Here is a 12098-nt window from a genome sequence, read left to right as displayed (position 1 = left end):
CAATACATCATGCCCATCGCCAACCGCAAGAAGCAGGAGCTGCTTGAGGCCGTGCTCAACGAGAAGGGCCACGAGCGCGTCATCGTGTTCGCCCGCACGAAGAACCGCACCGAGGAATGCGCCGAGGCGCTTGAGGCCGACGGCTTCCACGCCGAGTCCATCCACTCCGACAAAACCCAGGGCCGCCGCCGTCGCGCGCTGGAGAACTTCCGCCGCGGCAAGACCGACATCCTTGTTGCCACCGACGTGCTGGCCCGCGGCATCGACGTGCCCGACGTGAACTACGTCATCAACTTCGACCTGCCCGACATGGCTGAGGACTACGTGCACCGCATCGGCCGCACGGGCCGCGCCGGCGAAGAGGGCTTCGCCATCTCGTTCGTCACGCGCGAAACGGTGAAGACGCTGCGCGAGATCGAGAAGCTTATCGGCAAGGACATCCCGTTCACCACCATCGAAAGCTACGAGACCGACCCGTCCATCCTGGAGAAGCCCAAGCGCGGCGAGCGCAAGGGCGGCACGCGTCGCGGCGGCGGCAAGCCGGCCGGCGCACGCCGTCAGGGCGAGAAGCGCGCCGAGCGTGCCGAGCGCGAAGGCCGCCGTCCGAACACCGACGAGCGCCGCGATGCCCGCAAGCCCCGCTATGAGCGCGACGACCGCGACTTCCGCGGCGGGCGCCCGGGTCGCGACGACCGTCCGGGCCGCGGCTCGCGCAACGATCGCGGCGGACGCTATGACCGCGACAACCGCGGCGGCAACGGGCGCGGCAAGGGCGGCAACCGCGACTTCCGCGGCGGCCGCGACAACAACCGCGAGTGGCTTTCCGACGAGGAATACCGCGCGCGCCGCAACGCGAAGAACGCCCAGTCGCGCCTGCACAAGAAGGAGCGCAAGGCACAGGCCGGCTCCTACAAGCAGAACAAGCCCGCTAACAAGAAAAAGCGCGGCGGCGAAGGCGGCTACGACTACAGCCGCTTCACGAAGTAGCGCGTCGAAGGCACGCTGACTTACCAGCCCGGAAGGCACCGCCTTCCGGGCTTTTTCATGTCCCAAGCCGCCGTTTCGCCGTGCTCAAAACGCTACAGCACCGGCGGACGTTACATGCATTCCTTCGTTTATCCGCGCAGTTCAATCAACCTTATGGCTTCATTTTCAAGCCCCTGGAACCTTGCGTCCAACGTGCTAGACTTTTACTCCGTACGCACAAACGAGTCAGGAGTGCAATGCAGAACCAAGGAAAACACTCGCGGCCTAACCAGCCCGGCTTCGGCCAGCAACCCGGCCAGTCACGCGCGGGGGCGCCGCGACCGCAGCAAAACCAACCGTATGGGCAGCCGCATCAGCAGCGGCCCCACCAGCCGCAGCAACCGACGCAGCAATTCGGTCAGCAGCCCTACGGCGGCAATTTCGGCGCGCCGCAAGGCGGTTACAGCAACGCCTACGGAAACAGGGACTACAACTTCCAACCCCTGCCGCCGAGCAACCACAACCACGACGGCATGATCCGCGTGAAGAAGAAGCGCAAGAAGAAGCGTACCGGGCTCATCGTTGCCATCGTCGTCATCGTGTGCCTTATCGTGGGCGTTGGCGGCTATGGTGCGGCTCTTGCGCTGTCGGCGAAGGACATGAAGGCGCAGGCTTCCGGCATCCTTTCAACCGTCAACGAAGTCCAAACCGCCATCACCGGTCAGGACTTCGCCGGCGCCGCCCAAAGCGCAACCAAGTTGCAAGCGTCTGCGAAAACGCTCGACGAGGCCCTTTCATCGCCCCTATGGAACGTTGCCGGCGTGATTCCGGTCATCGGCGAAGACGTGAAAAGTGCCCAGACCATCGCAGACGTGCTCACCGACGCCTCTGACAACGCCATCGTGCCACTGACGCAAAGCCTGGTGCAAACGCCTCCCTCGGAATGCATCGGCCAAGACGGCTCGCTGAACATCGCAGCTATCTCCACGCTGCTCGGCTCCATCCAAAGCTGCGCGCCGACCATGCAGCGTTGCGCCGACGAGCTCAATGCGCTGCCCTCCATGCATATCGAGCAGCTTGAGAAGATGCTCAACCCCGCAAAAGACAAGCTCGCAAACATCAACTCCACGTTCCAGCAGGCGAACACGTTCGCGCCCATCATCGGCGCGCTGCTTGGTGCCGACGGCAACCGCACGTACTTGCTTGCCGCGCAGAACAGCGCCGAGATTCGCGCATCGGGCGGCTTCCCCGGCTCCATGGGCACGCTATCCATCGACAACGGCCAGATCGAGCTGGGAGACTTCACGAAAGTCTACGACATGATGGTCGAAGACACGCCAGCGCAGTGCAATATCACCGACGAGGAAAACACCCTGTTCTACCCGTGGTACACGCAGTATTCATGGGATAACGGCTTCAACCCCGACTATCCGCGCGTTGCCAGCATTTGGGCCACCGCCTATCAAGAGAAATCCGGCCAGGCCGTTGACGGCGTCATCTCTATCACGCCCACCATGGTGCAGGACCTGCTTGCCGCAACAGGCGAAAGCTTCACGCTGTCCGACGGCACCTACATTGACGGCGCGAATGCCACTGAGGTGCTGCAACACGACCTGTACTGGAAATACCTTTCCAGCGGCGCGAATATGGCCGATGGCAACGACATCGTCGACGCGCTGTTCTCCGAAGCAGCTGGATATGCATTTGACGCCGCGCTTGACAACATGAATGCGACATCGCTCATGAAGCTTGTCAACGTCATGATGGGCGGACTCGACGACCGCCGCGTCATGATCTGGCTTGCAAACCCCACCGAGCAGCAGAACATCGAGGATATGGGCTACTCGGGATCCATGACGGCCGCCACGCAGAAGCAGCCGACGCTCGGCGTGTTCATCAACTACTGGCTGGGCAGCAAGCTTGGCTGGTGGCTTGGCATGGACACGCAGGTCAGCGGCCCGGTTGCCGGCTCTGACGGCTCGCGCACGTACCACGTCACCACCACGCTCACGAACTTCCTCACTGAACAGGAGGCGCTTGCCGGCGGCGACTACATCATGTCCGAAGACTCGAACCGCGGCAATATGAACCCATTCTTGTACTTCTATGCGCCTGTTGGCGGCAGCATCTCCGACGTGGTCGCATCGAACGGCGCAACGCTGGGGAAGGCCACGTACCAGGGCATTGATGTCACGTACACATGCGATGTCGACGGCGGTATGGTAGCGAAACCGAACAATCCGCTGCCCGTCGGCACCACGGCAACGTTCACGTACACCGTAACGCTGCCCGCCGACGTGCAAGGCGACCTGCAGCTTGTTACCACGCCCACGCTCACGAAATACCACGAGAGCTAGGCGCTCGCAAGCTAAAACACGAAGGCTCGCACCGGATATTCCGATGCGAGCCTTCTTTATGTTTGCGGAAGCGAAACGGCGCCTGCAACAGTCTTGCAGTGCATGCGATGCGAAATGCGGCTTCTCACCTTCGACTCCTTGACGCAGCCTTACACTAACCGCGCGTCGGCGCTACATCTTGAAGCCGAACGGGATGGCGTTGGCTTCTTCGGGCTCTTCGCCCAGCCAGCGTGTGGAAGCCGTTTCGCCCAACGTGAACGTTTCGCCGTCGTAAGTTACCTGCGTGACGCTGGCGTTCTTGATTTTCAGCGGGTCGTTCACGCGCGAAGAATCCAGCAGATACATGACGCTGCGCACCACGAACGAGTGCGTCACCACCAGCACGTTGCCGCCGCCAGCAGCAAGCGCCTGCTGCCCCGCATCGTTGAAGAAGCTGGTCAGGCGCTCGCGCACCTGGTCGAAACGCTCGGCGCGGCCCGTGGTGTCCTGGTCGGCCAGCACGCCCGCTACCTGCGGCAGCCGGCGGTTCAGCTCGTCGAACGGCAAATCCTCGCCAAAGCCGCGCGCCAGGGCCGCGTGCAATTCCTCGCCCGGGCCCGCTTCCAAGTTGCCGTAGCACCACTCGCGCAGCCGCGGATCGGGCACGTGGATGTGCGGCAGCTGCGCCGCAGGGTTCGCCTTCGAACGCGCCGCCAGCACGGTGTTGAGCGTCTGCACGGCACGGCCGGCATCGCTGCAATACGCCTGCGCAAACCCGACGTTCGCAAAACCCTCGCCCAGCTTGCGCGCCACGCGAATGCCCTCGTCGGTAAGCTGCGAGTCGCACCAGCCCTGCACGCGGCTGGCCACGTTGTACACGGTTTGCCCGTGCCGCGTGATGTAAAACGTTACGTCCATGCTAATCCCCGTAGTTGGCCAAAAACGCCTTCGTGCGGTCATGCTGCGGATTGTTGATGACCTGCTCGGCAGGGCCTTCCTCAACGATGTAGCCGCCATCCATGAAGATGATGTGGTCGGCCACGTCGCGCGCGAACGACATCTCGTGCGTCACGATGACCATGGTCATGTGCTCGTCGGCCAAGTCGCGGATAACCTTCAGCACGCCCTTCGTCAGCTCGGGGTCAAGCGCGCTGGTAGGCTCGTCGAAGAACAGCACGTCGGGGTTGAGCGCCAGCGCGCGGGCAATGGCAACGCGCTGCTGCTGGCCGCCGGAAAGCTCGCACGGCACCATATCTTCTTTCCCGGCGAGCCCCATCTTCGCCAGAAGCTCGCGCGCTTGGGCCAAGACCTCGTCCTTCGGGCGCTTCTGCACCGAAAGCGGCGCATCGATGACGTTTTTCAGCACCGTATAGTGCGGGAACAGGTTGAAGTTCTGGAACACCAGGCCGAAGCGGGTTTTCGCCTGCGCAAGCACGGCCTTGCCGCCATACACGGCGCCCGACCCGGAATCAGTTGCCACTGAAAGGTCGCCATACGACAAGCTGCCGCCGTCAAGCGTTTCAAGCAGCGTCATGCAACGCAACAGCGTCGACTTGCCGCCGCCAGAAGGCCCGATGATGGCAACAACCTGCCCCTTCTCAACAGACAGCGAGATGTCCTTCAGCACCTCAGTCTGGCCGAAACTCTTACGACCATGCGAAAGCGAAACAAGAGGGTTAGTCATGATAAATAGTCCAATCAGCAGGAACAACGAAACGAGAATGCGAAAACCCCGCAACACAAAGTCAAAACGCCGCAGGTAGCACCAAAGTCAGCGAGGGCGCTTCTGGTGCGTCGTATTGCCTTGAAACGAGCGGGCATTGGCCTTTGGGCCATGCCCGTGAAGTTGAAAGACAAGACGGCGTGCCAGAAGCGGCCACAGCATCGAGCAGTTCCGTTTTGCCGTAGGCAAAACGGAATCACCTAGTCATGATAGTAATCCATCTTCTTCTCGATGCGGTTAAGCACCATCACCACCACGAAGTTGAACACCCAGTAGATGAGCGCGGCGATAACGTACGGCATCATGCTTGTCTGAGCTGCGGCGATGGCCTTCGCCTGCGTGAACATCTCCATGATGCCCAGCACGAACGCCAACGACGTGTCCTTCACCAGCGTGATGATCTCGTTGCCCATGGCGGGAAGGATGCGCTTAAACACCTGCGGCAGGATGATCTTCATGAACGTTTGCGTGCGCGAGTACCCCAGCACCTCGGCGGCCTCGTATTGCCCGCGCGGGATGGACTGGATGCCGCTGCGGTAAATCTCGCCGAAGTACGCGGCATAGTTCAGGATGAAGCCGATGCAGCACGCGCCGTACTTCCAATCCGGCCCCATGGAGATGCCGAAAATGTAGTACGGGCCGAACATCCACATCATCAGCTGCAGCATCAGCGGCGTGCCGCGCATGACCGAAATGTAGAACTGCACCAACAGCGACAGCGGCTTGAACTTGCTCATGCGGCCAAGCGCCACCAGCACGCCAAGCGGCAGCGCGCCTACGAGCGTAACCACGAAGATGATGGCCGTAAACTGCAAGCCCGAAAGCAGCAGCCCCATCATGGTTCCAAATTCCATGAATCTCCTTTCGCACGAAAGCCGCCGCCTTCTCAGGCGACGGCCGTTGCGCATTCTTTGCGTCGAAGCAACTTTAGTTCACGGTGCCCCACACGCATGCAAACCGCTGCGCAGGTCGGAAGCACACCCCCGACCTGCGCAGCGTTGAATACCGTTTCTACCCCTGCGAACAGGGAAAACCGTTTACTTGCCCAGCACCCAGTTGTCGTAGCTGATGCCGTAGCTGGCGTACTTCTCGCACAGCTTCTTCACGGTACCGTCGGCGTCAAGCTGCTTCAGCGTTTCGGTGACCTGGTTGGCCAGCTCGGTGTTGCCCTTCTTGAAGCCCACGGCGTAGTGCTCGGTAGACAGCGGGGTTTCCAGCTGCACGTACTTGCCCGGGTTCGCGGAAATCTGGTACTGCGCGATGGACAGGTCGCACGCAACGGCGTCGATCATGCCGGAATCAAGCTGCATGAACGCGTTGTTGTAATCGCCGATGGTCTGGGCCGCGCCGCCCTTGAACGTGGCGGCAACCTCAGCCTGGTCGCCCTCAAGCACGTCAAGCGCCGCAGAGTCAACCTGCGTCATGACCGTCTTGCCGGACAGGCCCGCGAAATCGCTGATGTCGCTGCCGGCCTTCACAACCACCACCTGCTCGTTGAGCATGTACGGGTCGGAGAACGTGTACCCATCCTCGCGGCCTTCCATGGTGAAGCCGTTCCAGATGCAGTTGATGTTGCCTTGCGACAGCAGCGCGTCTTTGGCATCCCAGTCGATCGGCGTGGCCTCGAAGCTCCAGCCGTTCTTGTCGCACACGGCCTGGGCCAGGTCAAGGTCGAAACCGGTGTACTTGCCGTCGTCGCCCACGAAGCCGTACGGCGGGTAGCTTTGATCGAAGCCCACGGTCAGCGTGGTCTTGTCGGTGGATGCGGCGTTGTTGTCAGCAGCCTCGTCATTGCTGCCCGAGCCAGCGCAGCCCGCAAGCAGCGCGCCGGACAGCGCCAGCGTGGCGGCGCATGCCACCAGGCCAAGAAGCTTCTTCTTCATGGTGCCTTCCCTTCTGCGCCCGCTCATCGCCGATTCGCCTGGCGCGTTCCCGTTTCTTTCACTTTACTACAGTAGAGTGCTGAAGTGCAGTATACCAGACGGGCAGCACATGGCAACCATCGTGACGAAAACGACCGCGAACGGCACAAGCGCTGCACGCGACAGCAAGGGCCGCGTGCCTTCCGCGCCATGCGCGCGCCAACCACAAACGTTAGACATCAACGAATCGAGCACACCCCCCATCAGACGTGCTGACCGCACACCAGTTACCGCACGCGTCGTCGCCACTCACAACAGGCATACGAAAAGGCCGCGCCCTTCCCAAGCACGGCCTTCGTCAACGTCAATTTCAAGGCCCGCAGACTTGCACGTCCCGTTAACGCACGCCGCGCGCTAACGCACCTTCGTCACCGCCACCACGAAGACGCAGGCCGCAAGGGCCGCGGAAATGCCGAACGCCGCCTGATAAGCCACCTGCGCACCAACGGCCCCTGTTGCTGCCGCAGCGGAAAGCGCCGTGATCGCAAGCACCATGACCGCCGTGCCAAGCGACGCGCACGCCTGGCGCACCGCCGCGAAAAACGCGCTGGCGTCCATCATGATCTGGCCCGGAAGACCGCCCATGCCCCACGAATTCAGCGGGCCGATCAGCGCGCTCACGCCCATGCCGCGCACCGTCTGCATGAGGGTCAGCAACCACAAAGGCGTGCTTTCGTCCGTGAACGCCATGGAAACGGCCCCCACCGTCAGCAGCGTAGATGCCACCAGCACAACCGGGCGCGCGCCGATTTTGTCGGACAGGATACCCGCAAGCGGATTGACCACCACGGCCAAAATGGTGGCGGGCACGAACACGAGCCCCGCCTCAACGGCACTCAAACCCAAAAGCCCCTGCACATACAAAGGAACGATCAACGTGATGCCCATAAACGACGCGAACAGGCAATTCTGCGCAATGAAGCTGATGCGGAAATGCGGGAACTGGAAAATCTGCATGGTGATAAGCGGGTGCTCGATGCGCTTCTGGCGCACCACGAACAGCACCAAGCACGCAACGCCCACAAGCGCGGGCGCCCACACCAGCGCGGAAGCGATGTCCATGCTTGCCGCATTCGAGAACGCCAGCAGCAGCCCGCCGAAGCCCAGCGTCGAGTACAGAAACGAAACCACCTCGAAACGCGCGTCCCGACACGGCGCATCCTCGCGCTTGACCAGGGCCGTTGTGGCAAGGATCAGCACAACCACCACCACATCGAACAGCACGAAGAAGCTTCGCCATCCATACGAATCCACCAGCACGCCGCCGATAAGCGGGCCGATGTTCGGCGCAAAGCCCATGGCAATGCCCGCAATGCCCATGGCCGTGCCGTTTTGCCCCGCAGGGAAGCGCGTCATGGCAATGGACTGCACCACGGGAAGCGTGACACCCGCGCCAACCGCTTGCAGCACGCGCCCCGCCACCAGCACGGGAAACGATGGCGCCAGCACATCGACGATACCGCCGGCCAAAAGCAAGCACAGCGCCAAATACACGACGTTGCGCACAGACAGCTTTTGCGACAAGAACGTGACGGCGGGAACAGTGATGCCCAGCGCAAGCATGTAAATGGTGGTAAGCCACTGCCCCACGCTGGCATCGACGCCGAAATCCGCGCTCACGCCGCCCAACATGGAATTCATCACCGTTTGCGTAAGCGACCCCAACGCGCAGGCCAGCACAACAATGGTGAACAGCGCATACGTGCGCCCCTTCTCAGATAAGGACATATCCGCTCCGCTTTCTGTACCCCCGCACATAAAACGGAGACGCCCAAAGGCGTCCCCGATGCGATGCAGCCTGCATCCATTGTACTAGTTAAAGCGCTGCTGCGTCTTGTCCAAACCGTCCGTTATGAGTGAAAGGGCGGCCTGGCTGGCCAGGTGCGTTGCCTGGGAGAAGTCGTCGGCCTGCTCTTTCTTCGGCCGGCCAAGCACCCAGTCCACCACCGGCATGCGTCCCGGCGGGCGGCCGATGCCGCAGCGCACGCGGAACCAATCGCGCGTGCCCAGCTTGTCGCAGATGCTGCGCAGGCCGTTGTGACCCGCGTGCCCGCCGCCGAACTTCACGCGGATGGTGCCCGGGTCGATGTCAAGCTCGTCGTGGATGACGATCAAGTGGTCAGGCTTCACGCCGTATGCGTTCATCAGCTGCTTCACCGGCCCGCCCGACGTGTTCATGTAGCTTTGCGGCTTCGCCAGCACCACGTCGTTGTCGCGCCAGACGCCTTTAGCGGTAAGCGCGCCGCACTCGGTTTTCCAATAGCGCGCGCCCACTTCCTCGGCCACCAAGTCAAGCGAGTCAAAACCGGCGTTATGCCGCGTGTGCTCATATTCCTCGCCCGGATTCCCCAGGCCAACGATCAAAAACATGCAGCCGCACCCTATTCGAACAGCGAAGCCACGGAACCGTTGTTGTACACGTTCTTGATGGTTTGCGCGAACAGCGGAGCCAGCGTGACCACCTTGATCTTGCCGGTCTGGCGCTCAAGCGGCACGGGCACGGCGTCGGTGACCACAACCTCTTCGATGCAGGAATTCTCCAGGCGCTCGTAAGCCGGGCCGCTGAACAGGCCGTGCGTGGCGCAAGCATAAATCTTCTTCGCGCCCTTGGCCTTCAGCGTGGTAGCGGCGGCGACCAGGCTGCCGGCCGTGTCGATCATGTCGTCGTTCAGGATGCAGGTCTTGTCCTTCACGTCGCCGATCAGCGCGGTAATCTCGGCCTGGTTGTGCTTCGGGCGATCCTTATGCATGATGGCGATGTCGCAATCAAGCAGCGTGGAGAACTTCTTCGCAGCCTTCGCGCGGCCCACGTCGGGGGACACGACGCACAGCTCCTCGGGCTTGAAGCCCATCTGCTTGAAGTAGTCCACGAAGATGGGCATGGCCGTCATGTGGTTCACCGGCTTGTCGAAGAAGCCCTGGATGGCGTCCTGATGCAGGTCGATGGCGATGAGGTTGTCGGCACCGGCGGCGGTCAGCAGGTCGGCCACAAGCTTCGCGGTGATGGGCTCGCGCGGCGCGGCCTTGCGGTCCTGGCGCGCGTAGCCGTAATGCGTGATGACGGCGCTGACGCTGTGCGCGGAGGCGCGCTTTGCGGCGTCGATCATGATGAGCAGCTCCATGAGGTTGTCGTTCACGTCGAAGCCGTTCGGGCTTGAGCACACGGACTGCACGATGAACACATCGGCGCCGCGGACGCTTTCCAGGTAGCGAGCGTAAATCTCGCCGTTCGCGAACTTCTCCAGCTTCACGTTGCCCAGAGAAATCCCCAGCTCCTGCGCAATCTTGTCCGCAAGTTCCAGGTTGGAAGAACCCGAAAACACTGCCATCCTCTTACGCTTTTCCATTTCCGCAGTCATGCGCGTGCTCCTTCGCATCGCTTCGCAATTGTCAGTTGTTGCCTATTCTACTTGCGCGCGTGGGAAAAGGCCAGATAGCAAGCCATCCTTCTACGAGGACTTCACGCCATACGAAAACGCCCCTCCCGAGCGTTCGGAAGGGGCGTTCAAAGCAAAGGGCGAAACTGCCGCCTATTCCTCGGCGGCCTGGCGGGCGCGCTTCTTTGCCGCCCAGCCGGGAACCTCGCGCTGCTCGGGACGCGTGAGCGCCAGCGCGTCGGGCTGCACTTCCTTCGTGATGCACGAGCCGGCGCCGATAATGGAGCCGGCGCCGATGGTCACGGGGGCCACCATCATGGTGTCGCTGCCGATGAACGCGTTGTCGCCGATGGTGGTGGGCCACTTCTTCTTGCCATCGTAGTTGCACGTGATGGAGCCGGCGCCGATGTTGACGCCTTCGCCCATGGTGGTGTCACCGATGTAGCTAAGGTGCGGAACCTTGCTGCCGCGGCCGATGGTGGACTTCTTGATTTCCACGTGCGTGCCGGCCTTCGCGCCTTCGCACAGGTGCGTGCCGGGACGCAGGTAGGCGCGCGGGCCAGCGGTTGCGGCGTCGTCGATCTGCACCTCGATGGCAACGGTTTCCTCGATGGTGCAGCCGCGGCCGACGCACGTGTCGGTCAGGCGCGTGTTCGGGCCGATGACGCTGTCCTCGCCCACGCGCGTGGCGCCCATGAGCATGACCTGCGGCAACAGCTCCACGTCGCGCTCGATTTCCACATCGGGGCCGATCCATACCTGATCGGGATCTACCATGGTGACGCCGGCGGCCATATGGCGCTCGTTGATGCGGCGCTGCATGACCTTCGTCACCTGCGCCAGCTGGATGCGCGAGTTCACGCCCAAGCACTCGGTGGCGTCGTCGGTGGCAAGCGCCAGCACGGGACGGCCAGCGTTTCGGCAGATCTCCAGCACGTCGGTCAGATAAAACTCGCCCTGTGCATTATCGTTGCTGACCTGGGCCAGCGCGTCAAACAGCGCGCGGGCATCGAAGCAATAGAACCCGGAATTGCACTCGTTGACGGCGGCCTGCTCGGGCGTGGCATCCTTCTGTTCGACGATGCGCTCAACCTGGCCCGCCTCGTCGCGAATGATGCGTCCATAACCGGTGGGGTCGTCAAGCTTCATGGTCAGCACCACCACGGCCGCGTTGCGTTCGTCGCGAACTTGAGCCAGGCGAGCAATGGTTTCCGGCTTGATAAGCGGGCAATCGCCCGTCAGCACGGAAAGCGAGCCATCGAAACCGGCGAACGCATCGGCGCAAGCCAGCACCGCGCCGGCCGTGCCATTCTGCACTTCCTGCACCACTACCTGCGTATCGCCTTCCACCAGCGGAATAACCTGCTCGCGCGCATGGCCCACTACCGTGGCCACCTGCGAAACGCCCGCAGCGTGCGCGGCATCAACAACCCAGCGCACGAGCGGCTTGCCCAAGACCTCGTGTGCGACCTTGGGCTTTTTCGACTTCATGCGGGTACCGGCACCCGCGGCCAAAACGATGGCGGCAGCTTCCATGGCGTTCCTTTCAGTAGGCTGGCAAGAAAGCGCGAACTTTCGCGCACCGCAGCGCCGCAGGCGAAACCCGCCGCGCCGCAAGCGATTGAACTGCAGAAAAGTATACCGCAACGCCCCTTGACGCCCCGCCGCCTGCACGCCAAGCGCACACAGCCACTACCCTAGCGTTACCAACGCCGCAATTCAGGAAGCGAACGCCACGCACGCAGCGCCACACATCCCCAAAGACCCGCCAGCT

At 62.2% G+C, this 12098-nt stretch carries 10 protein-coding genes; 2 read left to right on the top strand and 8 right to left on the bottom strand.

Annotated features, from left to right (window positions below; all coding sequences use genetic code 11):
* Both ET524_RS11475 and ET524_RS11470 read left to right on the top strand, forming a co-directional pair.
* Positions 1-987: helicase-related protein (locus ET524_RS11475; protein WP_269089561.1), on the top strand; the 987-nt coding region annotated here is incomplete at its 5' end.
* Positions 988-1223: 236 nt separating this feature from the next.
* Positions 1224-3323, top strand: a complete 2100-nt coding sequence (locus ET524_RS11470) for a DUF4012 domain-containing protein (protein WP_129424630.1) — start codon at positions 1224-1226, stop codon at positions 3321-3323.
* A 171-nt stretch (positions 3324-3494) separates the two neighbouring features.
* On the opposite strand, the gene ET524_RS11465 is transcribed toward ET524_RS11470, so the two are convergent.
* The 8 genes from ET524_RS11465 to glmU all read right to left on the bottom strand — a co-directional run bounded on the left by ET524_RS11465 (position 3495) and on the right by glmU (position 11860).
* On the bottom strand, positions 3495-4220 hold the full coding sequence (locus ET524_RS11465) for a histidine phosphatase family protein (RefSeq protein ID WP_201738726.1): 726 nt from the start codon (positions 4218-4220) through the stop codon (positions 3495-3497).
* A gap of 1 nt (position 4221) precedes the next feature.
* Positions 4222-4986, bottom strand: a complete 765-nt coding sequence (locus ET524_RS11460; RefSeq protein WP_129424626.1) for an amino acid ABC transporter ATP-binding protein — start codon at positions 4984-4986, stop codon at positions 4222-4224.
* Between the two features lie 239 nt (positions 4987-5225).
* Positions 5226-5879: an amino acid ABC transporter permease gene (locus ET524_RS11455; protein WP_129424624.1), complete on the bottom strand. Its 654-nt coding sequence runs from the start codon at positions 5877-5879 to the stop codon at positions 5226-5228.
* A 183-nt stretch (positions 5880-6062) separates the two neighbouring features.
* A complete protein-coding gene (locus ET524_RS11450; protein ID WP_129424622.1) occupies positions 6063-6908 on the bottom strand; it encodes a transporter substrate-binding domain-containing protein in 846 nt (281 codons plus the stop codon).
* Between the two features lie 393 nt (positions 6909-7301).
* Positions 7302-8675 (bottom strand): DHA2 family efflux MFS transporter permease subunit, encoded by a 1374-nt coding sequence (locus tag ET524_RS11445; protein ID WP_129424620.1) that lies wholly within the window; start codon positions 8673-8675, stop codon positions 7302-7304.
* Between the two features lie 84 nt (positions 8676-8759).
* A complete protein-coding gene (gene pth, locus ET524_RS11440) occupies positions 8760-9317 on the bottom strand; it encodes an aminoacyl-tRNA hydrolase (RefSeq protein WP_129424618.1) in 558 nt (185 codons plus the stop codon).
* Positions 9318-9328: 11 nt separating this feature from the next.
* Entirely contained in the window at positions 9329-10306 is a 978-nt protein-coding gene (locus ET524_RS11435; protein ID WP_236648281.1) for a ribose-phosphate diphosphokinase, read from the bottom strand.
* A gap of 171 nt (positions 10307-10477) precedes the next feature.
* Positions 10478-11860: a bifunctional UDP-N-acetylglucosamine diphosphorylase/glucosamine-1-phosphate N-acetyltransferase GlmU gene (glmU, locus tag ET524_RS11430; RefSeq protein ID WP_129424616.1), complete on the bottom strand. Its 1383-nt coding sequence runs from the start codon at positions 11858-11860 to the stop codon at positions 10478-10480.
* Positions 11861-12098: the final 238 nt, after the last annotated feature.

The sequence above is a fragment of the Senegalimassilia faecalis genome (assembly GCF_004135645.1).
Classification (GTDB): Bacteria; Actinomycetota; Coriobacteriia; order Coriobacteriales; family Eggerthellaceae; genus Senegalimassilia; species Senegalimassilia faecalis.
Note: the sequence above shows the minus strand (reverse complement) of the source record. Positions and strands in the feature narration are given on the sequence as shown.